This is a genomic window from Microvirga medicaginis, assembly GCF_052658925.1.
Map to the genome: position 1 here is coordinate 37,357 of NZ_JBQWEL010000009.1, position 22,509 is coordinate 59,865.

Consider the following 22,509-nt stretch of genomic DNA (forward strand, 5'->3'; position numbering starts at 1 on the left):
ATGCTGCTATCGGCGAGGAAGGCGGCGGAACGGCACTTCACCGAGCTCGGCCATCTCGCCATACCGCACCTCATGCAGGATTTTTCCCGGCTCGGTATCAGCCTCCGGATTCTCGACCTTCTCTTGGTTCTCCGCCAGGAAATGAAGGACACCGCGGGCAAGCGCCGGACCAACCAGAGGGTCATTTAGGCCGTGATGAGGGCATCGCGCCCGCTCCATGGCGACCCACTCCGGCATATCGGAAAAGCTCGGGAACGCTGCCCTGGAGAAGGATGAACGCTCATTCCTGAGCCCAAACCCGCTCGGCAACGGGGGCGCGTGAGCGCGCCTACTCGGACGAACCGTGGCGCGGCCATCGAAGACCGGCTCGCCGTCTCTTAGAGAAGGAGCCCCTTGACGAGACCGAGCTTGCGCGACTCGTCGGGCCACTCCTCCAGGATGGTCGGCGCGCTGCGGACTGAGATTCCGACTCCGGCTCTCTCCTGGCCAACTTAATAGCGGTGAAGGAAACACTGAGCGTCTCCATCACCGGAAAAGTTTGGCCCAGCCCTGCGAGGGAGCGAGGTGCCTGGATCTGGCACTCTCGCCCCCTAACCTTACTTTTTCATGCTGGTACGGTTGTTCGTACCGGAATCGCGCTCGCCGTGCCTGTCCTTCCAGGACGACAGCCTGCCGGTGACCCGTTTGAGGGTATCCGTGATGTCATATTTCAGCTTGCTGGCCATTTCAGACATGTTCATGACAAACCTCTCGAGGTTCGGCACACAGTCCGTGCCGGACAGATAACGCCGATCTCTCCTTGCCGTTCAGTCGCTCCTCAAACTTGCCCGTGGCGCTGAAGACCTGCCCCTTCCCTGTCAGGCTGCCCGCTCCTCCAATTCGCGCCTCCATTGTCCGTCTGAAGCCAGGCCGTTCATTCGGGCCCTGTGGGTAAAAGCGCGCTGAGCTGCGGCGACGTTTTCCGGCTTGCCGGACCATGCCTTCTGGGGCGCCGCCTGAAGAGCACGGCCATAGGAGAAGGTGAGCCGCCAGGGAACTCCGCCGATCCTGTTCATGGCATCGAGGTGGGCGGTAGCCTCCTCGTCCGACTGGCCGCCCGAGAGAAAGGCAATCCCGGGCACCGCGGAAGGCACGCAGCGTTTGAGGACCGTCAGTGTTCGCTCGGCGACCTCATCCACCGAGGCCTGTTGCGGCGACTTCTTGCCGGCGATCACCATGTTGGGCTTCAGCACCATGCCTTCGAGCACAGCCCGCTGCTCGTAGAGCTCCTGAAACACGATCTTGAGCACGAACTCCGTCACGGTGGCGCAGCGGTCGATGTCATGCGCGCCGTCCATCAGCACCTCAGGCTCGACGATCGGCACCATGTTCTGCTCCTGGCACAGCGCTGCGTAGCGCGCCAGGGCATGCGCGTTGGCCTGCACGGCCGTCCAGGTCGGGATGCCCTCGCCGATGTCGATCACCGCGCGCCATTTCGCGAAGCGGGCGCCGAGACGGTAATACTCCACGAGGCGCTCCCGCAGGCCATCGAGGCCTTCCGTGATGGTCTCGCCGGGGCAGAACGGCAGCGGCTTGGCGCCGAGGTCGACCTTGATGCCGGGGATCGCGCCTGCCTGCTCAATGAGCTTCACCAGCGGCGTTCCGTCCCTGGCATTCTGCCGGAGGGTCTCGTCATAGAGGATGACACCGGAAATATAGTTCTTCATTGCCTCCGTCGAGCGAAAGAGAAGCTCGCGGTAGTCACGTCGATTGTCCGGCGTGGACTCGACGCCAATGGCATCGAAGCGCTTCTTGATCGTCCCCGAGCTCTCGTCGGCGGCCAGGATGCCCTTGCCGGGCTGCACCATCGCTTCGGCCGTTCCTGCAAGCTGATCGAGATTCATCATCTTCCTCCACTGATGGTCAGCCTCGATTGAGTTCCGATTGCACCAGGGCTCGATCTTGCGACGGGATGCCAGCCACGACCCGCCACGAGGAAACTCACCCTCGGCTCCTCACGTGCCACGTCAGTATGCATTGTAATGGTGCCAAGCCCAACAGGTGCGACATCGATCCATGATCCCTTACCGAGCGAACCTGCCCGATGTGGGGTATGACCAGGTTCTCTGGCACGTCAGGTTATCGAAGGATCATTCGGCGGACTTCTGCTTGGTGCCGGAAGGCGACGTTCGGACCGCGGCGGAAAGGTCCAAGCTCACGGCGGAGGTAGAGTCACTCGGCTGGCATGTCTCAGCTAACCGTCTCGAGGCGGCTAAAGCGAACCGGGAGGAGTTCCTGAACTTTTGTCTGGCCGTCTCCATCCTTTTCAATGATTGTGAGGCGCTGCATCTCTTCCGGGCCTAAGGGCATCACCAAGCGTCCGCCCGGCTTGAGTTGCTCAAGCAGGGCGGCAGGCGTCGTGTCGGCAGCAGCCGTGACCAGGATCTTGTCAAAGGGGGCGTGTTCGCGCCAACCGCGTGACCCGTCCCCTACGCGGATCCCGACCGTAGTGTAGCCGAGCTGGTGCAGGAGATCCCGCGCGACGCCGGCGAACTCTTCGACAATCTCAATGCTCCAGACCTGCCCCGCAAGATCTGCCAGAATCGCTGTCTGGTACCCCAATCCGGTCCCCACTTCGAGCACCTTCTCGCTTGGTTGCGGGGACAGCAGATCGGTCATGAGTGCGACAATGAAAGGCTGTGAGATCGTCTTGTTGAAGCCGATCGGAAGGGGCCTGTCCTGATAGGCATAAGGCGCGAGAGGCTCTGGAACAAAGAGGTGCCGTGGCACTTTCCGCATCGCAGCCATGACCCGCTCATCCAAGACGGCTTTGCCGATCTCATCACCGGCCAGATCAGCGTGGATGGCGATCATCTCGACCATATGCCGACGCAAGATCGCCAAGTGACTCTCGTTCATCGGCTTCATGATGTTTTACGTCTCCCTCAACCTGCTTGCCGCCTGGATCGACGAGCAAGCGATTGGTCGTCTCATGATAACGCCGATCAGGACTGCCGAGTTGGATTGATCGGACGGATTCTCGAAGTCCCGGCTGAGGAATGGAACCTTAACCGTTCTGTGGGGTCATCTTCTTGAAGACCCTGGCGATGGGAGGAGCAGGCCGATGCGAAGAATGTTCTCATCCCTGGTTGTGCTTATGGCAATTCTTGCCGGGGTATCTCGGGCCATGGGAGCCGAGGTTCTCATTTCGGTCAACAAGACCACGCAGCGGATGGCCGTGTTGGTCGATGGCACAGAGCGGTACTCCTGGCCGGTATCGACGGGCATGGCGGACTACGCCACACCGGCTGGTGTATTCACCCCATCTCGATTGGTGAAGGAGCACTACTCCCAGGAGTGGGACGATGCGCCCATGCCGCACTCGATCTTCTTCACCGATGCGGGACATGCCATTCACGGGAGCCGGGCCATTCGCCGGCTCGGGACGCCAGCCTCGCATGGCTGCGTGCGGCTGGCACCGGAGAATGCCAGAACCCTCTTCGCTCTCGTCACGGCAGAAGGGCTCGGCAACACGCGGATCGAAGTGACCGGCACTGACCCAATCGGGATGGGGTCCGGGGGCAATTATGGCCGCCTCACCAGCTTCGATCCGCTCATAAATGGTATCATGGCTGGAGGTCCTACTGATCGCCTGCAGTCTGACATGCGCAGACACCCGTAGGATGAACAACGTCAGCGCAGACAAGGTCCGCTTAGATCCTGATAGTAGTCAATAGACATATTGGAGACGCAGTAACTGCTGAACCAGCGCCAACATTCAGGATATCAGGAGCCTCAAGCGGCGTGTCAGCCGAGCTAAGGAACGGATGCCGGGTCGCACCAATATGCTTTCCATGTGCTATGACTTCCATGTGCCTCCCAACGAGCAATTCCGGGAAGCACAGGGCCTCCAAAAAACCTTTCCTGCTCGTGCCAAGTAGAATGGGAGATGAAACCCCAATGGCGGATAAAGTATTTAAATCAGACAACAGAACAGCGATGACCGGCGGCTGTCAGTGCGGCGCTGTGCGCTATGCGCTCATGTCCGAGCCGACCCACGCGAGCATCTGCCATTGCCGCATGTGCCAGAAGGCATTCGGCAATTATTTCGCGCCGCTCACGGGCGTACCGCGCAAGGATCTGGTCTGGACGAGGGGGCAGCCTGGCATCTTCAGGAGTTCGGAGGCCGTGGAGCGCGGGTTCTGCCGGGATTGCGGCACGCCGCTGACCTATTCCTACCTGGAGAACGACCGCATCAGCGTCTCCATCGGCAGCCTCGATGAGCCGACCCGGGTGACACCGGAGATTCAATACGGCATCGAGAGCAAGATCCCGGTTTTCGAGATTCTGCACACGCTGCCCGGCCAGCGGACGGACGATTATGCCTCACAGGAGGAGCTAGCGAAGATGAAATCGCACCAGCATCCCGATCACGATTGAGAGACAGCGGCTCTCCTCGTCATGCCCCTCCACGTCATGGCCGGCCTTGTGCCGGCCATCCACGCCTTTGAACCGCTGCGGCTCCCAAGACGTAGATCCCCGGGAAGAGCCCGGGGATGACGAGGTGAAAGCCGGAGATGACGCGCCGTTGAAGGGCGGCCTTAAGCCGCCGCCATTGCCGCTTCGATGGCCGAGAGGGCAGCGTCGGCCTGTGTCCCATCCGGGCCACCGGCTTGGGCCATATCGCGGCGCCCGCCGCCGCCCTTGCCCCCGAGTTTCTCGGAACCGATGCGCACGAGGGAGACGGCATCGTACTTCGCCGTCAGGTCATCCGTGACAGCGACCACGATGCCGGCCTTGCCGTCTTCGGCGACGCCCACGATGGCGACGACGCCGGAGCCGAGGCGCTTCTTGCCCTCGTCGGCGAGGCTCTTGAGATCCTTCATCTCGACGCCGGTGACTGCGCGGGCCATGAGCTTGGTGCCAGCCACGTCCTTGATCGGATCGCCGCCACCCGCACCGCCGCCCATGGCGAGCTTGCGGCGGGCCTCGGCCAGATCGCGCTCGAGCTTGCGGCGCTCCTCAAGCAGGGCAGACAGGCGCGGAGACACATCATCGACTGGCGCCTTCAGGAGGCTGGCAACTTCACGCAGCTTACGACTTTCACCGGTCAGGTGGCGGCGCGCAGCATCGGCCGTCATGGCCTCGACGCGACGCACGCCTGCGGCGACCGCGCTCTCGGACACGATGGTGATCACGCCGATATCGCCCGTACGGTTCACATGAGTGCCGCCACAGAGCTCGACGGAAAAGACCTTGTTGCCGTCTGCCTTGCCCATGGAGACGACGCGAACCTCGTCGCCGTACTTCTCGCCGAAGAGTGCGCGAGCACCGGACTCGATGGCTTCGTCCACTGCCATGAGCTTGGTGACGACCGGATCGTTCTGGAGCAGCACCTTGTTGGCGATCTCCTCGACCTTTGCGAGCTCCGCGTCCTCGATGGGCTTCGGATGACTGAAGTCGAAACGCAGGCGGTCGGGGGCCACCAGAGAGCCCTTCTGGGCCACGTGATCGCCGAGCACCTGCCGCAGCGCCTCGTGCAGGAGGTGTGTGGCGGAATGGTTCGCGCGAATGGCCGAGCGGCGCTCATGATCCACGATCAGCTCGAGCGACTGGTTCGGCTTCAGCGTGCCGTGCTCCACGGTGACATGGTGAACGAAGAGGTCTCCGAGCTTCTTTTCGGTGCTGGTCACGAAGACCCGGGCGCCGTCGCCCTGCATGACGCCGGTATCGCCGACCTGGCCACCGGACTCGCCGTAGAACGGGGTCTGGTTGAGAACCACGAGGCCGGACTCGCCGGGCTTCAGCTCCTGCACTTCCTGGCCGTCCTTGAGGAGTGCCAGAACCATGCCCTCGGCGGTCTCCGTGTCGTAGCCGAGAAATTCCGTGGCGCCGGTGCGTTCCTTCACCGAGAACCAGACGGTCTCAGTCGCCGCTTCGCCCGAGCCGGACCACGCGGCGCGGGCCTTCTCGCGCTGGCGCTCCATGGCAGCATTGAAAGCGTCCGTATCGACGCCGATTCCACGCGGCTTCAGGGCGTCCTGCGTGAGATCCAGCGGGAAGCCATAGGTGTCGTACAGCGTGAAGGCCGTATCGCCCGAGAGGTTCTGCCCCTTGCTGAGATTGCGGGTCTCCTCGTCGAGGATGGTGAGGCCGCGCTCCAGGGTCTTGCGGAAGCGGGTCTCCTCCAGCTTTAGCGTCTCGGTAATCAGCGCCTCGGCGCGGATCAGCTCCGGATAGGCCTGCCCCATCTCGCGCACGAGAGCCGGCACGAGGCGGTACATGAGCGGCTCCTTCGCGCCGAGCAGCTGCGCATGGCGCATGGCGCGGCGCATGATACGGCGAAGCACATAGCCGCGGCCTTCGTTCGAGGGCAGAACGCCGTCGGCCACGAGGAAGCAGGAGGTGCGCAGGTGGTCCGCAATCACGCGGTGCGAGGCTTTGCGGTCCCCTTCCGGCGCGACACCGGTGGCATGAGCCACGGCCTCGATGAGAGTGCGGAAGAGATCCGTGTCGTAGTTCGAATGCACGCCTTGCATGATCGCGGCAATGCGCTCCAGGCCCATGCCGGTATCGATGGAAGGCCTGGGCAGGCCGATGCGGTTGCCGGGCTCGATCTGCTCGTATTGCATGAACACGAGGTTCCAGAACTCGAGGAAGCGGTCGCCGTCCTCCTCAGGGCTGCCGGGAGGGCCGCCCCAGAGCTTGTCGCCCTGGTCGATGAAGATTTCCGAGCACGGGCCGCAGGGGCCGGTATCGCCCATCTGCCAGAAATTGTCCGAGGTCGGGATCCGGATGATCTTGGAATCGGAGAAGCCCGCGATCTTCTTCCAGAGGTTCGCCGCCTCGTCGTCATCATGGTAGACGGTGACGAGGAGCTTGTCCTTCGGCAAGTCGAATTCCTTGGTGATCAGTCCCCAGGCGAGCTCGATGGCGCGTTCCTTGAAGTAATCGCCGAATGAGAAATTGCCGAGCATCTCGAAGAAGGTGTGGTGGCGCGCCGTATAGCCCACGTTGTCGAGATCGTTGTGCTTGCCGCCCGCGCGCACGCATTTCTGCGCCGTCGCCGCCGTGGTGTAAGGACGTTTCTCGGCACCCGTGAAGACGTTCTTGAACTGCACCATGCCGGCATTCGTGAACATCAGCGTCGGGTCGTTGCGCGGCACGAGGGGGCTCGATGCCACGACCTCATGACCGTTCTTGGCGAAGTAATCGAGGAAGGCCGACCGGATTTCGTTGACGCCGCTCATGGGTTCTCAAACTTAAGGTAAGGGGCTCGAAGCCCAAAAGGTATGACGGAGGGCGGTTTTAGCCGCACTAGGCCCCTCTGTCGAGGCGGCGCGTCGTCTAATTCAGGCCAGTATTCCCCCCTCTCCCGCGCGGGAGAGGGATCAGGGGTGAGTGACCGCCCACTCAAGGCTCGAGATCCCGATCTCCATCGGCCTGACGGGAGCGTCCATCTCTCTGTCATTCTCGGGACCGGCCTTCCCCAGCCCACCCTCTCCCAAATGGGAGAAGGAGAAAAAGAAAAAGACCGCCGCGATCTCTCGCGACGGCCCTTCCTTTGCCCTTGAAGGAGAGCAAAACCTTTATCGAGCATGATCGCAGCCGGACAACCGGCTGAGATTTGCCGCCTTAATCAGCGGACCCTTCGTCCAGATCGTCGGCGGTCGGGCTCGCCTGCTCCAGGATGCGGTCGGCCAGCAAGCCGGCATTCTGGCGGATGAGCGCCTCGATCTTGCCGGCGATCTCGGGGTTGTCGCGCAGGAACTGCTTGGAGTTCTCGCGGCCCTGACCGAGGCGCTGGCTGTCGTAGGAGAACCAGGCGCCGGACTTCTCGACGATGCCGGCCTTGACGCCGAGATCGATGAGTTCGCCCACCTTGGACACGCCCTCACCGAACATGATGTCGAACTCAACCTGCTTGAAGGGCGGAGCGACCTTGTTCTTGACGACCTTGACGCGCACCGAGTTACCGATCGGATCATCACGGTCCTTCAGCGTCGAGACGCGGCGGATGTCGAGGCGCACCGAAGCATAGAACTTCAGCGCGTTGCCGCCCGTGGTCGTCTCCGGCGAGCCGTACATGACGCCGATCTTCATGCGGATCTGGTTGATGAAGATCACCATCGTGTTCGAGCGGGAGATCGAACCGGTGAGCTTGCGCAGGGCTTGGCTCATGAGGCGGGCCTGAAGACCCGGCTGAACCTCGCCCATTTCGCCATCGAGTTCGGCCTTCGGCGTCAGAGCCGCCACCGAGTCGATGACGAGCACGTCCACCGCGCCGGAGCGGACCAGCGTGTCTGCAATTTCGAGGGCCTGCTCGCCGGTGTCGGGCTGGGAGATCAGGAGATCGTCCAGGTTGACGCCGAGCTTGCGGGCATAAACGGGATCGAGCGCGTGTTCCGCGTCCACGAAGGCGCAGACGCCGCCCTTCTTCTGGGCTTCGGCGATGGTGTGCAGCGCGAGTGTCGTCTTACCGGAGGATTCCGGTCCGTAGATCTCGATGATGCGGCCGCGGGGCAGGCCGCCCACGCCGAGCGCGATATCGAGGCCGAGCGACCCCGTCGAGATGGTTTCGATTTCGACCGGCTGCTGGCCCTTGCCGAGCCGCATGATCGAGCCCTTGCCGAAGGCGCGCTCGATCTGAGAGAGCGCCGCGTCGAGAGCTTTCGACTTGTCTTTATCCATTGATGAGCTTTCCACCAGTCTCAGAGAAGACTGCGACATGACCAGACATCCTTATGGCAGGAGGAGGAGTGAATCTCAACGCGGTGTTGAGGGAATATATGTACTCACTTTGTTCCTACCCGCAAGTTCTTTTTTTGTTCTCTTTGAATTATTCACAAGCCCGCCGGCGGCCATGATGCAGCAGGCAAAAACTTGTCTTTTTACAGTTACTTATCGCCCGATCACCTGCTTCACCGTCTCCACAAGCTGACGCAGGCTGAAGGGCTTGGGCAGGAAGTTGAAATCCTCGCCTTCGGGCAGGTTCTTGCGGAAGGCCTCTTCCGCATAGCCGGAGACGAAGATCACCTTGAGGTCGGGATAGAGCTTGCGCAGCTCGCCCAGCAGCGTCGGGCCGTCCATCTCCGGCATCACCACGTCCGAGACCACGAGGTCCACGGGCGCGCCGCGCTCCTGGATGATCTCCAGGGCCTCGATGCCGGAGGCCGCCTCCAGCACCGTGTAGCCGCGTGCAGAGAGCGCCCTTGCGTTCACGGCGCGGACCGGGTCCTCGTCTTCCACCAGGAGGATGGTTCCCTGTCCCGTCATGTCGGCGGCGGGCTTCTTGGGCGCATCGGCCTTGGCTTCCTCGGGCGCCTCCTGAATGTCGGGAATGTGGCGCGGCAGGTAGATGCTGAAGGTCGTGCCTTGTCCGGGCTTCGAATTCACGTCGATATAGCCGCCCGACTGCTTCACGATGCCGAACACCGTGGAAAGGCCGAGGCCCGTGCCCTTGCCCACCTCCTTCGTGGTGAAGAAGGGTTCGAAGATCTTGTCGAGCACCTCAGACGTCATGCCGATGCCGGTATCGGAGACCTCCACCAGCACGTAATCGGCGGGCGGCATGGCACTCACATTGAGGCGCGCCGCCTCCTGGGCCGAGACATTGGCCGTGCGGATCGCGAGCTTGCCGCCGTCGGGCATGGCATCGCGCGCGTTCACGGCGAGGTTCACCACCACCTGCTCGAACTGGTTCACGTCCGCCTTCACGAACCACAGGTCGCGGCCATGGCTGAGGTCCAGCTCCACCCGCTCGCCGAGCAGGCGCTTGAGGAGCATGGAGAGGTCATAGAGCCGGTCGTTGAGATTGAGCACCTCCGGCCGCAAGGTCTGGCGGCGGGAGAAGGCGAGCAGCTGGCGCACCAGGCTCGCGGCCCGGTTCGCATTCTGCTTGATCTGCATGATGTCCTGGAAGGACGGATCGGTCGGCCGGTGGTTGGCGAGCAGCAGATCGCTGTAGCCGATGATTGCTTGGAGCACGTTGTTGAAGTCGTGCGCCACGCCCCCGGCGAGCTGGCCGACCGCGTTCATCTTCTGGGATTGGGCGAGTTGCTCCTCGACTTTGCGGAAATCCGTGGTGTCGAGGGCATAGAGGATTGCCGTCTCACCATCCGCACCCGTATCGCCTGCCGGCGTCACCCACACGCGGACGGAACTGCCGTTCTCGCCCACCGTCTGGAGTTCGAGCGGCGCGATATCGCCCCGGTTCTCGGCCACGGCCTTAAGCGCTGCCTCAAGCGGACCGCTTTCACGGAAGCTCTCGAAGATGGAGGGCCCGTCCCCCCCGCTCTCGCCCGTCCGCGGCAGGGTGCCGAAGAGCTTGGAGAACGGCGCATTCGCATGGACGATCCGGCCTGCCCGGTTCACGGTCGCAATCGCAATCGGCGTGTTGTTGAAGAAGCGAACGAAGCGCACCTCGGCGGCCCGCTGACCCTCATCCACCTCGACACCCGGCGAGCGATTGATGACAAGCGTCCGGGAGGCGCCCATCCGGCCGTCCTGGCCGAAGGCGATATGATGGTAGAGACGCACCGGCAGGAACTGACCGTTGCGGCGGCGAAGATCGAGGTCGAAGGTCTCGGTGCGCACGGTTCCCGGGTCGCCCGTGAACGAAGTCATCATCGCCACCACGTTGCGCGGCACGATATCGGCGAGATTGAGGCCGCCCGAGCCGACCTGGGCGAGATCGTAGTCGAGCCAGGTGGCGAGCGTAGCATTGAGATAAACGATCGAGCCGTCGGGATCGATGGAAAGGAAACCCGCCGGCGCATGATCGAGATAGTCGATGGCGTGCTGAAGCTCCTGGAAGACGTTTTCCTGACGCTCCCGCTCATGGGTGATATCGGCAATGCTCCAGAGAGTCACATTCCGGCTGCCTGAACGCGGCATGGGACGGACGCGGACGCGGTACCAGCCAAATTCCTGCGTTCCCTCGAGGGACGGCGACAGGCGAATCTCCTCCGTGCCGGTCCGGTGTTCGCGGGCAGCCTGGGCCAGGCGGTAGATCGCCTCGGAGACTTCCGGAGCGCCCATGAACAGACGCTCGACGGGGCGAACCTCGTCCCCGTCCGAGCGAGCAAAGGAGAGATAGGCCTCGTTGGCATAGATGATGCGGCCATCGTCATCGATCACGGCCAGCCCCTCGCCCGCCGTATCGGCCATGAGCTTGGTGATGTCGTTGCGAATGGTCTGGCCGGCAAACTGGATGACACCGATGGCCCAGGCGAAGAGGAAGAACACACCTGCCATCGCGAAGAAGGCGAGCAGCCCCAGGATCAGAGGCTGCGCCTGCTCGCTACCGAGGTAGCGAAGGCTCATGACCGCACCGGCCAAAAGGGCAGCCAGCAGCAGGACCCATCCGAAATGGCCGGGACGGTCGGAGCGGTCGATGGTCGAGCTCTTTGGCATGTCGCCTTGGTGAGCCATGAACTTCTCTATCCTTCAGGAAGGCGGATGTACGGTGGCACCGGATGCGGAACCTTGCATCCAACCGCTTGAACTTCGGATCGTCCTACAGGGAATTTATTGATCGACCTCTAAGGCGGCATCAAGAGATTGCGCAAGAGGCCTGTAACCAAAGGTTTTTCCAGGGAAGAGTTCTCAGCCTGCCCCGCGCTAGCCACATTTTGCGTGCTTGAGGGCTCTTCACCTTCCCTTACGGATTGCAGGGATTCCTCTGAACCCCATATGCCGCAAGGCATAGATTGTGCCGTTAACCATCTGTTAACCTTGCGGCTGGCTTTGACGGTCAATGTGGTACAACCAACACAGAACTGGCCTGTCAAAGGCCCCCACAAGGCTTGAGAGTTCATCGTGTCATCTCTTTTTGGTATCGAAGCGTCGCGAGCAGTCCTCTTCGTGATCGCATTCGCGATCATTCTGGCTCTGGTTGCCCTGTTCGGCCTGGTCCTGCGCAAGTTGACGGGCGCTCGCCTCATGATGCCGGGCAGCGACCGGTCCCGCAGCCGTCAGCCCCGGCTTGGCATTGTCGACGTTTACGACCTTGACCGGCAACGACAGCTTCTTCTGCTGCGCCGCGACAATGTCGAGCACCTTCTCCTGATCGGCGGCCCTAACGATGTGGTCATCGAGACCAATATCGTGCGCGTGGCCGGAGCCCGGATTCCGGCTGCGGCCAACGAGGCGGGTCCTGAGCGCATCGAGCCCGCCCTGGATCAGGTTCAGCGCCCCTTGCCGGTCGAGGCCAACGGACGTCCTTCCATTGAGGCTCAGCTTGCGGCCCAGCTCGGCACCTTCGTGCGTCGTCCATCTGAGGAATCCGATGTGGACCAGGAGCTTTCGGCGGTTGCCTCCGTCAGCGCTCCTGTTCCGGCGCATGCCGAGCCCATGCTGAAGCCCGATGTCGTGTCGGTGACGGCCACTCCGGTCGTACAGGGCCTGCGGGCCGAAGCCCGGACGGCAGCTCCTTTCCCGAGCACTCCGGCTGCTCCTGTGGCTCCCGCGCCGGTGGAGCGCCCTGAGCCGCGTCCGACATTCACCCCGCCGCCGTTCCAGTCGCGTCCGACGCCGACGGCTCCGACTCCACCCGCTCCTGCCCCGCAGGCAGAGCCCGTCCGTCCCTTCCAGGCTGCACCTGCCGAGAAGCCGGTGCCCCCCGCCGCCAAGGCTGTGCCTGATGCTGCAGTCCTCTCCAACATGGCCAAGCAGCTCGAGGAAGCCCTGAAGCGTCCCGCCGCGTCGGTCGCCCCTGCTCCTGCCCCGGCCCATGAGCCGCGCGAAGAGGATGTGGCTGACGAGGACGACCTGCTTGAAACCGGGCACACCGAGGCGGCGCCCGTGGCCTACCGCGACGAGGATCACGAGGATCTCGCCGAGGAGCCTGCTCCCGCTCCGGAGCCTGAGCCGCCGCGCCCGGCGGCCGAGCCGGTCCGCCCCGCTCCGTCGCCGCTGCCTCCACAGCAGCCTAAGCCCGCTCCCGCTCTGCAGAAGGAGTCCGATCCCTTCTCCGTAGAGGATATCGAGGCTGAATTCGCCCGCCTTCTCGGACGTCCGCTGGATACCGGCAAGAAGGGCTAAGCACCCAAAACTAATGAAAAGGGCCCCGTCACCGGGGCCCTTTTTGTTTGTGCAGGAATGAATGAGAGGGGGCAGCGCATCGTGCGGAAAAGTGGACCCGGTTTTCCGCCCCGAACGATGCGCCCATGAAAGGGAATGAGCATCGGAGGGATCCCGAAAGTGGAAACCACTTTTCTCGTCCGATGCTAATCGTCCCGGTAAACCCGCTCGTTGCGCTCGTGACGCTCCTGGGCTTCCAGCGAAAGGGTCGCGATGGGGCGAGCCTCGAGGCGCTTGAGAGAAATCGGATCGCCGGTTTCCTCGCAGTAGCCGTAGGAGCCGTCTTCGATCCGGGCGAGAGCCGCATCGATCTTGGCGATCAGCTTGCGCTGGCGATCGCGGGCGCGAAGCTCGATTGCACGATCCGTTTCAGAAGAGGCGCGGTCCGCCAGGTCAGGATGATTCTCGTTCTCGCTCTGCAAGGTGGCGAGAGTTTCCTGAGCCTCTTTGAGGATATCGTTCTTCCAGCGGATCAGCTTGCGCCGGAAATACTCCCTCTGCCGTTCATTCATGAAGGGCTCGTCTTCTGTCGGTCGATAACCCTCATCAATAACGATGTCTGTCATGTTCGGCCATTGTTCCCCAATGAACTGTGGGGCCCCTATATAGGGAAGCAAGTTCCGCGACAACGCTCTTCAGCGTCATCGATTTGTCTAATTATTTCCTTTGCCCCCTTGAAATGCCTAGAATACGGGCAAAGACCTGAAACTGAACGATTTGCCGCACCGGCTAGGAGGCGGCGGCTTCGGCGCGGCTGATCAGTTCCCCGGCCACGTCCCCGATCCTCGGCGGCTCCTCGCGGATGAAGGGCAACGGGCGGCAGACGGAAAGCGCGGCAAGCCCGAATCGGGCCGTCATGAGGCCGTTCAGAACGCCTTCCCCCAGTTTCGCCGAGATCCGAGCCGCCAAACCCAGCCCCAAAACCTGCTGCATGAGGCTGTCGCCCACGGCCACGCCACCGGTGACGGCCAGGTGATTGAGGGCCGCTTTAGCGAGCCGCAAGAAACCGAAGAGGCCCGGCCTGCCGCCGTAAATTCGCGCCAGGGTCCGCAACAGGCGGATTGCGGAGAAGATCACGAAGGCGACGTCCACGATGGCGCGCGGGCTCACAGCCGTCACCAGGGAGACCTGCTTGGCGGCGGCAGCAATCGCGCGCTTGGCCTGGGCATCGAGCGGAGCCAGCAGTTCACGTTCGGCGATGGCGAGACGGTCATCAGCGTCGATGATTTCATCTGTCAGGGCCTTGAGCCTGGCACTTCCCTGGGCCGCGCTGCTTCTGCCGCCGTAGAGGCTCATGAGATCGGCCACGATGCCCTTGGCGGCCTTATGGTCCTTTACCGCCAGAGCATCGACCGCGGATTCACGCAGCTTCTCGATCTTCTGCTCCCGCCAGATCCCTAAAGCTTCCCGCCCAATGATAGCGAGGAAGGCGATGACCGCGATAACGGCAAGAGCCAAGGCCACCCAGCCGAGCCAGGGAGCCACGGCATAGAGATCGACGACCAGATTTTCGAGGGCGAGGCCCAACCCCAGCAGCAGAAGGCCCGAGAGTGCCGAGACCAGAATACTCACCCAAGGCGCGCGTCGCCGGTCGCCCATGGGGACGACGACACCGTCCGCCGCCTCGATGGCGTCGAAGGGCTCCTCCGTGACCTGGATCGAACCGCCGGTCACATTGGGATCGTCGAGGCGAAAGGCGCGAGGTTGGCGGCTCATGCGAAACGGTCCCCCAGCAGGAATTCAAGGGCACGGTCGAGACGGATGTGAGGCATCTTGGCCATGCGGCCCGCCGCATCAACCGGCAGCCTGGGGGGCCTGAAGCGGGGGAAGCGGAAGGAGCCGGGCTCGATGGCACCGTGGAAGATAGCTTCTGCCGATTCCGGCAGTTCGCCCGGAAAGATCGCAGCTTCCGTCTCGCCATCGAAAATCTCATCCCCCACCCGCTCGCCGACCTCGGGAATGCCGGCGACGGCCCGCAGGGTCTCGCGCCCCTCGCGGATGGTCGTCTCTCTGGTCGCGCGCATGGAAGCCAGCGCCACGGTGCCGACCCGCGCGCCCGCAGCCTCCGTGCGACGCGAGGCGCGGTTCACGAGATGGCGGAGGACAGCGTCGAGACGGTCGTGATCCGTATGATGGATATGGTCAGCCTTGGTGGCTGCGAACAGCACCCGGTCGGCCCGAGGTGAGAACAGGCGGGAGAGCAGCGTGTTGCGCCCGGTCCGGAACGCCATGAGCACTTGATCGAGCGCCTCCTCCAACTCGGCCAGAGCCGCAGGTCCGGCATCGATGGCGGCGAGTACGTCCACCAGCACGATCTGCCTGTCGATCCTCTGGAAATGGTCGCGAAAGAAGGGGCGGACCACATGGGTCTTGTAGGCCTCGAAGCGGCGTTCCATGAGGGCGGCGAAGCTGCCGGGAGCGACAGGCTGACCGCTCGGCAGATCGAGTGGCGCGAAGGTGAGCGCCGGGGAGCCAGCGAGATCGCCGGGCATGAGGAAACGCCCCGGAGGTGTCGTCGCCACGGCCTCAGTGCCCGCCCGGAGAGCCATGAGGTAATCCTTGAAGACCTCGCTCGCCTTGGAGGCCAGCATCTCGTCGGCCGGCCCAGCCGGGTCGAGTGTCTTGAGGATCTCGTGCCATGGGCCTGCCACCGCCGCCCGGTCGCGGCGTCGGCTGGCTTCGATCGTCTGACGGGACCATTCGGGGTAAGCAGCATCGAGCAGCGCCAGATCCAGCAGCCACTCGCCGGGATAATCCACGATGTCGAGGGCAAGTGATGCCGGCCCCGGCCGCCACCCCCCCTTGCGTTCATAGTCAACATCCACCCGCAACTCGCTGATCCGACTCGTGGATTGCGGCCAGCGACGATCCTGCGTGAGGGCCGCCATATGCTCTTCGAACGGGAAGCGCGGCACCGCGTCGTCGGGCTGAGGGCTGAGCTGCGCGCGGCGAATCCGCCCCTCGGCGGAGGCCCTGAAGGCGGGCAGGTTCGTGCCGCGCGTCAGATGATGGACCAGGGCGGTGGTGAATACGGTCTTGCCGGAGCGGGCCAGCCCCGTGACGCCGAGACGGAGGGAGGGCTGGATCAGTTGGCCGGAGGCCTCCCAGAGCGATTGCGCAGCAGACCCGGCGCGGGAGGCGAAATCGGTGATCAGCGACACGGGGCTCCGTCTGCTTCCAAGTGATGCCAAGCTTGCTTGTGAACGGGAAGATGGGGCTCCGGTTCCCGGTCCGCAAGCCCGGCCGAGGCGCTGCCGCCCCGTCAGGCCGATTCGCCAAAGCCGAGATCAGATCACCAGGAAGTCGTTGTGGTCGAGAAAGATGCCCTTTGTCACGGTCGCGAATTTGATTGCCTTGGTCTTGCCCGTGCCGTCGGCGTCGTAATAGAGGGCGCCGGCTACCTTGTCGTAGATGACCCGATCAGTCTTATCGTGCGCCTTCCTGCCGACGTGGAACATGGAGGTGTTGAGGATACCGGTTTTCTTTCCGAGCTTGGTGAAGATCGCGTTCTCCAGCGCGATCGTGTCTTCCGCAGCCTTGAAGTCCAGGATCCTGTCCATGTTCAGCTTGACATCGGCCTTAGTGTTGAAGACGAAGCGGTCCTTGCCTTTGCCACCGGTGAGAATGTCGTTGCCCCCCTTTCCGGCAATCACGTTCATGCCGCTATTGCCGGTGATCCTATTCGCCACATCGCTTCCAGTCAGGTTGATCTTCGTGGCCCCGGCCTTCGCGAGCAGATACTCGACCTCCGCGGATCCGAGGGCAAAGCTCGCCGAGGCTATAACCTTGTCCGTGCCCTGTCCTGCAAGCTCCGTCACCGTATCGAGCGCGTCGACATAATAAATGTCGTTACCAACGCCGCCGCGCAGATCATCCCTGCCCGCGCCGCCGTCGATCACGTCGTTGCCACGCCAGTCGTTGATCGTGTCGTCGCCGGCACCGCCAAGCAGTTTGTCGTTCCCCTCACCGCCGTCGAGCTGATCGCGCCCAGCCCCGCCATCGAGGATGTTCGCGCCCGCATTGCCGTACATAATATTGTCGAGAGCGTTACCAGAGCCGACGAAATTGCCGGCGCCCTCGAGGGCGAGATATTCGACGTTTGCGCCGAGAGTGTAGTTGATCGAGGCGAGCACTCGATCGAAGCCGGTGTCGGCGGCTTCCACGACCACATCGCCCGGATTGTCGACCCAGTAAAGATCGCTACCGGCTCCGCCCTCCATCCGGTCGGCGCCCGCGCCACCATGCAGCGAGTCATCGCCACCGAGACCGATCAGCGTGTTGTTGCCGCCGTTGCCGCGAATGACATTGTTGTGCGCGTTGCCGGTCCCCCTGCTTGCAGAGCCCGTCAGAGTGAGGTTTTCTAAATTGGTAGCAAGCGTGTAATCGACGCTGGCTTGGACAGTATCTGTGCCTTCGCCATCGTTTTCGTGCAGGACATCGCCATCACCATCGACGGTGTAGGTATCGTCGCCACCCTCCCCCCAAAGATCGTCGACTCCTGCACCGCCTCTCAATACATCGCTTCCATCGCCGCCCTTGATAGTGTCGTTGCCGTCCAGGCCTTCGAGGATATTGTTGCCACTGTTGCCGAAGAGCTTGTTGGCGATGTCACTGCCGATGCCGATGATATTGTCCGTGCCGGTCAGGTGCAGCTCCTCAACGTAGAGCCCGCCCTGCCTCGCGAGACTGAAGCCTGTCGCCGTGAAGGCTCTGTCTCTCGTGCCCTCGCTAGCTCCTTCGGTGATGATGTCGAGTTGGTCGACGTAATAATCGTCGTCGCCCACACTCCCTATCAGGTTATCGGTTCCCGCGCCGCCATCGAGGGTGTCGTTACCCTGACCACCATCAAGGACGTCGTTACCATTGCTGCCAATGAGGCTGTTATCGAGTCCGTTGCCCGTCGCAGCACCGGCAAGCATCAGAACGACGTTCTCTAGATTTGCGCCTAAAACATAATTCAACCGATGACTGACGATCACTGTGTCGTTGCCTTTGTCGGTCTCCTCCGTAATCACGTCAGCGGTGCTGTCGATCATATACGTATCGTCGCCATCTCCACCCACGAGAGTGTCGGCTTCCGCGCCGCCATCGAGGGTGTCGTCGCCATCCAGACCCCATAGATGATTGGCGCCGCTGTTGCCGACGATGATGTTGTCGAGAGCGTTTCCGGTGCCGTCAATGTCAATTGACGGCACCGTTTCCTCTTCCTCTTGAGGTTCCGTCAGATGGAGTTCCTCAACCTCCAACCCGCCGTTCAGCGCGATGCTGAGATCGAAGGATACGGAAGCAAAAACCGTGTCGTATCCCTGATCCAGCATCTCGGAGATACGGTCCTGTCCACTATCCACGATGAAAGTATCGTCGCCAAGACCGCCGACCATGAAATCATTCCCCGCGCCGCCGTCGAGAGTGTCGTGGCCAATGCCGCCATCCAGAAAGTTCGAACCCGAATTCCCGGTAATGAAATTGTCGAGCCCATTGCCGGTTGCGCCGATACCCGCGGTGCCCGTGAGCGTCACAATCTCAATGAAGGCGTAGCTTGGAATGCCGGACAGATCGATAGACGTGTCCGTCACGATGGTGTCGATCCCGCCGTTCTCGACCTCGCCCTCGATGACATCGTCATCGCCGTGCAGAATATAAATGTCGTGCCCCAGGCCGCCGACTAGGGTGTCCGTGCCAGCGCTGCCTCCGTCGAGGGTATCGTCCCCATCGGACCCGACGAGGCGATTGTTGGCGTCGTTTCCCGTAATCATGTTCTCCAGAGCATTACCGATCACGTTGGCATCGCCATCCGCCGGCTGCAAACTGAAGCTCACTTCGCTCTCCAGCGTGTAGGTATTGGTCTGCGCGTCGTAGATCGCCATAGAGAACTCCATATCATTGTTACGTTAATACATAACGCACGATTGGAGAATCTCAAGCCGGGGAGCAACCGGCTCCGGGCGGGCCTACCCAACTTGGTCCTAATCATCCTCGCCTACTCCCACCGATTTCGGCGTCAGGAAGCGCTCTAGCTGACCGGACTTGCGCCTCACGTGGGCCCAGCTCTCGACGGAGAAGCCGATGACGCCGAGACGGAGGGAAGGCTGGATCAGTTGGCCGGAGGCCTCCCAGAGCGATTGCGCAGCAGACCCGGCGCGGGAGGCAAGATCGGTGATGACGGACACCCAGATGAACCTAATTCTCTCAAGCCAAGCTGAAAGGCAGGGCTTGAAGTCCTATCGCGCAAGGCAGGCTCACTGTTCCCGAGGCCGGTCCGTCTTGATGCTGGCCTCGATCTTGGCGCTGGCCCGCTCGATGGCGGCCTCGACCAGATCGGGGCTCGCCCGCAGCGCTCCCAACTCGAAGGACGACATCGCCAGCATCACGCGGGCAAGGTTCGGCAAGGGCCTGCCCTCCGCAGAGAAGAGCTTGAGATCGTCATTCGGCCCAAGGCCTAAGCCCTCGACCATGCGGCTGGCATAATTGCGCAGGCGCTGTTCGTCGGGAGCGCAGACCGAGGCAACTTTTGTCTTGAGAGCGGTCGAGGCCGTCGTCACAGGTTCGCGCTTGGGCTTGGACCGCTGGATCACGAGAGGCCGCGGGTCCGGAGCCTTCGGCTTCTCGCCCATCCCCACTGCGATGCTTGGGACCCGGTATTGAGGCGTCTTCGGTGTCAGAGGAATGACCATGGACACCCGGCCCGGCTCGCCGCCGGAACCGCTCTTTGCGGTATAGCGCACCACACGCCCCTTGCGGCGGGAGGCGAGGTATTGCGCGCGCACCGTGCCGCCGATTCCCCTGACCGCGAGCACCGCCATGCCGCCGATGCCGGTGACCATACCGCACTCGGCAGGAGCCCAGCGCCGCACGATGTCGAGGGCGGATTTGCGTTGGAAATCGAGATAATAGCGTCTGAGCAGCAGGGCGGCGGCATCGGCTCCGTGATCCGCGGAGGCAAAACCCACATGACCTTCGCTATCGGTGGCGAGCTCTCCATTCCAGCGGGCGCTCTTGATGCACCAGTAATTGTTGAGCTTCACGCAGCGGGTGACGAAGGGGCGCTCGGCCTTGAAGAGAGCAGCCAATGTGACCACCATCTTCGGCTCAAGCGCATCGATGGCTTCCGAGCGCCAATTCGTAACCTCACGGCTCTGCGGCTCATAGCGCACCTGCAGCGCCTGCGCCCCGATCGGGAGATCAGCCAAGCCGGGAAACAAAGCGCGCCCGGCGAACCCAAGCGCAAGAAGCGTCTGAAGCAGCATGTGTAGAGGGTCCCCGCGACCGCCTAAAGCTTTGAAGATCTTTCGGGAGAAACGATGGCGGGGGCGATATGTTCAAGCCGTCACAGCAAACGATCGCCGATCTTGACCGTTTGCCCGGTACATTACACGAATGACCTGCCCTCACATGCATCAGACCCCATGACAGCCGGCATTCTGATCCGTTCTCTGGAGCCCTCGGACGCCCAAGCCTTCCGCGACCTGAGGCTCGAAGCCCTCGCCACCAACCCGGAGGCTTTCGGCTCCAGCTATGAAGAGGAAGCACCGCTTCCCCTTGAGACGATCCGTTCCCGTATTCCTCCTTCGGGTCCGAACGCGATCTTCGGAGCCTTCGCAGGCGAAAGCCTCGTGGGTATGGCGGGCTTTGCGGTTTACGACCGGCGGAAGGCCGCCCATAAGGGCCTGATGTGGGGCGTCTACGTGCAGGCGGACTGGCGAGGCCACGGCCTGGGAAAAAGGCTCGTCCAGCACGTGATCGAGCATGCGTCGCAGCATGTGATCATGCTCGAAGCGGCGGTGGGCCTCACGAACGAGAGCGCGCGGCGAACCTATCATGCCCATGGCTTCAAACCCTATGGCATCGAACGCAAGGCCCTGCGCGTCGGCGAGGTTTTCTACGACGAGGAATTGCTGTTCATCGACTTCTCGCAATCCGGCGAGCAAAGCTCCTAATCGTCTTCGTCAGCCCCGATGGATTTCGGCGTCACGAAGCGCTCCAGCCGGCCGGACTTGCGCTTCACGTGAGCCCAGCTCTCGACCGGGAAGTCGATGACGGCGAGACCGGCTGTCGGATACTTGCGACCGAGGCGCAGGATGCCGTCCATGTCGCCCTCGCCGATCAGGAAGCTCGCGAGATCCTCGAAGCCGGGATTGTGGCCGATCATCAGAACCGTGCGGGCCTCAGCTTCCACCTCGTGCAGGACAGTCAGAAGGCGTGAGACGGGAGCCTCGTAGATGCGTCCGTCGCTTCGGCTCTCCACATCGCCGATGATCGGGTGAATGAGCTCCCAGGTCTCCTGCGTGCGGCGTGCGGAGGAGACGAGTGCGAGATCCGGCGCGAGGCATTCACGCCTGATGTACTTGCCCATCAGCACGGACGCCTCATGCCCGCGCTTGGCGAGAGGACGGTCGACATCGAGAACCCCGGCGGGCCAGGCGGCCTTGGCATGACGGAGAAGAAGCAGGCGGAGCATCAGCGCCCCTCCCTCCTGGCGATGAAGGCCAGCTTCTCAAACAGGCTCACATCCTGCTCGTTCTTGAGGAGCGCACCGTGCAAGGGCGGTATGAGCTTGCGGGTGTCGCGCTCGCGCAGTTGCTCGGGGCCGATATCTTCGGAGAGCAGGAGTTTCAGCCAGTCGAGCAGCTCAGAGGTCGAGGGCTTTTTCCGGAGGCCGGGAACTTCGCGCACATCGAAGAAGATTTTCAACGCCTCTTCCACGAGCCGGTGCTTGATGCCGGGGTAATGCACCTCGACGATGCGTGCCATGGTCTCGGCATCAGGGAACTTGATGTAGTGGAAGAAGCAGCGGCGCAGGAACGCGTCCGGCAGTTCCTTCTCGTTGTTCGACGTGATGATGACGATGGGGCGCTGCCTGGCCCTGATCGTCTCGCCCGTTTCGTAGACGAAGAACTCCATGCGATCGAGCTCGAGCAGGAGGTCGTTCGGGAACTCGATATCCGCCTTGTCGATCTCGTCGATCAGCAGAACGGGACGGGTATCGGACTGAAAAGCCTCCCACAGCTTGCCGCGCTTGATGTAGTTGCGGATATCCGAAACTCGGCTGTCGCCGAGCTGGCTGTCCCGCAGCCGTGAGACCGCATCGTATTCATACAGCCCCTGTTGAGCCTTGGTGGTGGACTTGATGTGCCAGGTGAAGAGCGGCGCGTTCAAGGAGCGGGCGATTTCCTCCGCAAGCACGGATTTGCCGGTGCCGGGCTCTCCCTTCACGAGCAGCGGGCGCTCCAGGGTGATCGCCGCATTGACAGCCACCGTCAGGTCTTCGGTCGCCACATAGGTATCAGTTCCGGTAAAACGCGCCATCCCCACCATTCCCTTTCGCGATCAAACCCTAGAGCATCGGCCTCAAAAGTGGAAACCACTTTTGGGATCAAGCCGATGCTCCCTTTTTAAACGGCGCATCGTGGGACTCGAAGGGTCGCACGATGCGCTAAGTCGTGTCGC

General features: G+C 62.5%; 18 protein-coding genes and 1 pseudogene. 4 read left to right on the top strand and 15 right to left on the bottom strand.

Features of this window, described 5'->3' with window-relative positions:
- Positions 1-21: 21 nt before the first annotated feature.
- From ACUXUR_RS13190 to ACUXUR_RS13205, 4 genes and pseudogenes are all read right to left on the bottom strand, one after another.
- Positions 22-242 (bottom strand): annotated as a pseudogene (locus tag ACUXUR_RS13190) (amylo-alpha-1,6-glucosidase); the annotation flags it as partial.
- A 354-nt stretch (positions 243-596) separates the two neighbouring features.
- Complete coding sequence (locus tag ACUXUR_RS13195) at positions 597-740, bottom strand: hypothetical protein (RefSeq protein ID WP_445502818.1); 144 nt, start codon at positions 738-740, stop codon at positions 597-599.
- A gap of 117 nt (positions 741-857) precedes the next feature.
- Entirely contained in the window at positions 858-1,883 is a 1,026-nt protein-coding gene (locus ACUXUR_RS13200) for a class I fructose-bisphosphate aldolase (protein WP_445502953.1), read from the bottom strand.
- 346 nt (positions 1,884-2,229) lie between these two features.
- Positions 2,230-2,907 (bottom strand): protein-L-isoaspartate(D-aspartate) O-methyltransferase, encoded by a 678-nt coding sequence (locus ACUXUR_RS13205; RefSeq protein WP_445502819.1) that lies wholly within the window; start codon positions 2,905-2,907, stop codon positions 2,230-2,232.
- A 196-nt stretch (positions 2,908-3,103) separates the two neighbouring features.
- On the opposite strand from ACUXUR_RS13205, the gene ACUXUR_RS13210 reads away from it, so the two are divergent.
- Positions 3,104-3,661, top strand: coding sequence for a L,D-transpeptidase (locus ACUXUR_RS13210; RefSeq protein WP_445502820.1), 558 nt, complete (start codon positions 3,104-3,106; stop codon positions 3,659-3,661).
- Positions 3,662-3,978: 317 nt separating this feature from the next.
- Positions 3,979-4,419: a GFA family protein gene (locus tag ACUXUR_RS13215; protein WP_445502821.1), complete on the top strand. Its 441-nt coding sequence runs from the start codon at positions 3,979-3,981 to the stop codon at positions 4,417-4,419.
- A 161-nt stretch (positions 4,420-4,580) separates the two neighbouring features.
- Here ACUXUR_RS13215 and alaS read toward each other — a convergent pair whose 3' ends face one another.
- From alaS to cckA, 3 genes are all read right to left on the bottom strand, one after another.
- On the bottom strand, positions 4,581-7,229 hold the full coding sequence (gene alaS / locus ACUXUR_RS13220) for an alanine--tRNA ligase (protein WP_445502822.1): 2,649 nt from the start codon (positions 7,227-7,229) through the stop codon (positions 4,581-4,583).
- A 385-nt stretch (positions 7,230-7,614) separates the two neighbouring features.
- Positions 7,615-8,709 carry a recombinase RecA gene (gene recA / locus ACUXUR_RS13225; RefSeq protein ID WP_445502823.1) on the bottom strand — a complete coding sequence of 365 codons (1,095 nt, stop codon included), beginning with the start codon at positions 8,707-8,709 and terminating at the stop codon, positions 7,615-7,617.
- 171 nt (positions 8,710-8,880) lie between these two features.
- Positions 8,881-11,412, bottom strand: coding sequence for a cell cycle histidine kinase CckA (gene cckA, locus ACUXUR_RS13230; RefSeq protein ID WP_445502824.1), 2,532 nt, complete (start codon positions 11,410-11,412; stop codon positions 8,881-8,883).
- 387 nt (positions 11,413-11,799) lie between these two features.
- Between cckA and ACUXUR_RS13235 the strand changes: the two genes are divergently transcribed.
- Complete coding sequence (locus ACUXUR_RS13235; protein WP_445502825.1) at positions 11,800-13,023, top strand: hypothetical protein; 1,224 nt, start codon at positions 11,800-11,802, stop codon at positions 13,021-13,023.
- A gap of 185 nt (positions 13,024-13,208) precedes the next feature.
- Here the strand turns inward: ACUXUR_RS13235 and dksA are convergent, their stop codons facing one another.
- The 6 genes from dksA to ACUXUR_RS13265 form a co-directional block, all read right to left on the bottom strand.
- Positions 13,209-13,628: an RNA polymerase-binding protein DksA gene (gene dksA / locus ACUXUR_RS13240; RefSeq protein WP_445502826.1), complete on the bottom strand. Its 420-nt coding sequence runs from the start codon at positions 13,626-13,628 to the stop codon at positions 13,209-13,211.
- Between the two features lie 163 nt (positions 13,629-13,791).
- Positions 13,792-14,778, bottom strand: coding sequence for a YcjF family protein (locus ACUXUR_RS13245; RefSeq protein WP_445502827.1), 987 nt, complete (start codon positions 14,776-14,778; stop codon positions 13,792-13,794).
- Positions 14,775-16,223, bottom strand: coding sequence for a YcjX family GTP-binding protein (locus tag ACUXUR_RS13250; protein WP_445502828.1), 1,449 nt, complete (start codon positions 16,221-16,223; stop codon positions 14,775-14,777). The genes ACUXUR_RS13245 and ACUXUR_RS13250 overlap by 4 nt, the downstream gene beginning before the upstream one ends.
- Positions 16,224-16,349: 126 nt before the next feature.
- Entirely contained in the window at positions 16,350-18,929 is a 2,580-nt protein-coding gene (locus ACUXUR_RS13255; RefSeq protein WP_445502829.1) for a calcium-binding protein, read from the bottom strand.
- 99 nt (positions 18,930-19,028) lie between these two features.
- On the bottom strand, positions 19,029-19,232 hold the full coding sequence (locus ACUXUR_RS13260; RefSeq protein WP_445502830.1) for a hypothetical protein: 204 nt from the start codon (positions 19,230-19,232) through the stop codon (positions 19,029-19,031).
- A 69-nt stretch (positions 19,233-19,301) separates the two neighbouring features.
- Positions 19,302-20,309 (bottom strand): hypothetical protein, encoded by a 1,008-nt coding sequence (locus tag ACUXUR_RS13265; protein WP_445502831.1) that lies wholly within the window; start codon positions 20,307-20,309, stop codon positions 19,302-19,304.
- Between the two features lie 159 nt (positions 20,310-20,468).
- Here ACUXUR_RS13265 and ACUXUR_RS13270 point away from each other — a divergent pair, with 159 nt between their 5' ends.
- Positions 20,469-20,999, top strand: a complete 531-nt coding sequence (locus ACUXUR_RS13270) for a GNAT family N-acetyltransferase (protein WP_445502832.1) — start codon at positions 20,469-20,471, stop codon at positions 20,997-20,999.
- Here ACUXUR_RS13270 and ACUXUR_RS13275 read toward each other — a convergent pair.
- Positions 20,996-21,520 carry a SixA phosphatase family protein gene (locus ACUXUR_RS13275; protein WP_445502833.1) on the bottom strand — a complete coding sequence of 175 codons (525 nt, stop codon included), beginning with the start codon at positions 21,518-21,520 and terminating at the stop codon, positions 20,996-20,998. The genes ACUXUR_RS13270 and ACUXUR_RS13275 overlap by 4 nt on opposite strands.
- Positions 21,520-22,368, bottom strand: a complete 849-nt coding sequence (locus ACUXUR_RS13280) for an AAA family ATPase (RefSeq protein ID WP_445502834.1) — start codon at positions 22,366-22,368, stop codon at positions 21,520-21,522. The genes ACUXUR_RS13275 and ACUXUR_RS13280 overlap by 1 nt, the downstream gene beginning before the upstream one ends.
- Positions 22,369-22,509 lie beyond the last annotated feature (141 nt).

Coding starts and splice junctions, on each gene's coding strand:
- ACUXUR_RS13245 (WP_445502827.1), bottom strand. CDS start 14,778: ATGAGCCGCCAACCTCGCGCCTTTCGCCTCGACGATCCCAATGTGACC.
- ACUXUR_RS13215 (WP_445502821.1), top strand. CDS start 3,979: ATGACCGGCGGCTGTCAGTGCGGCGCTGTGCGCTATGCGCTCATGTCC.
- ACUXUR_RS13200 (WP_445502953.1), bottom strand. CDS start 1,883: ATGAATCTCGATCAGCTTGCAGGAACGGCCGAAGCGATGGTGCAGCCC.
- ACUXUR_RS13280 (WP_445502834.1), bottom strand. CDS start 22,368: ATGGCGCGTTTTACCGGAACTGATACCTATGTGGCGACCGAAGACCTG.
- ACUXUR_RS13265 (WP_445502831.1), bottom strand. CDS start 20,309: ATGCTGCTTCAGACGCTTCTTGCGCTTGGGTTCGCCGGGCGCGCTTTG.
- recA (WP_445502823.1), bottom strand. CDS start 8,709: ATGTCGCAGTCTTCTCTGAGACTGGTGGAAAGCTCATCAATGGATAAA.
- ACUXUR_RS13195 (WP_445502818.1), bottom strand. CDS start 740: ATGAACATGTCTGAAATGGCCAGCAAGCTGAAATATGACATCACGGAT.
- ACUXUR_RS13205 (WP_445502819.1), bottom strand. CDS start 2,907: ATGAAGCCGATGAACGAGAGTCACTTGGCGATCTTGCGTCGGCATATG.
- dksA (WP_445502826.1), bottom strand. CDS start 13,628: ATGACAGACATCGTTATTGATGAGGGTTATCGACCGACAGAAGACGAG.
- cckA (WP_445502824.1), bottom strand. CDS start 11,412: ATGGCTCACCAAGGCGACATGCCAAAGAGCTCGACCATCGACCGCTCC.
- ACUXUR_RS13275 (WP_445502833.1), bottom strand. CDS start 21,520: ATGCTCCGCCTGCTTCTTCTCCGTCATGCCAAGGCCGCCTGGCCCGCC.
- ACUXUR_RS13270 (WP_445502832.1), top strand. CDS start 20,469: ATGACAGCCGGCATTCTGATCCGTTCTCTGGAGCCCTCGGACGCCCAA.
- ACUXUR_RS13255 (WP_445502829.1), bottom strand. CDS start 18,929: ATGGCGATCTACGACGCGCAGACCAATACCTACACGCTGGAGAGCGAA.
- ACUXUR_RS13210 (WP_445502820.1), top strand. CDS start 3,104: ATGCGAAGAATGTTCTCATCCCTGGTTGTGCTTATGGCAATTCTTGCC.
- alaS (WP_445502822.1), bottom strand. CDS start 7,229: ATGAGCGGCGTCAACGAAATCCGGTCGGCCTTCCTCGATTACTTCGCC.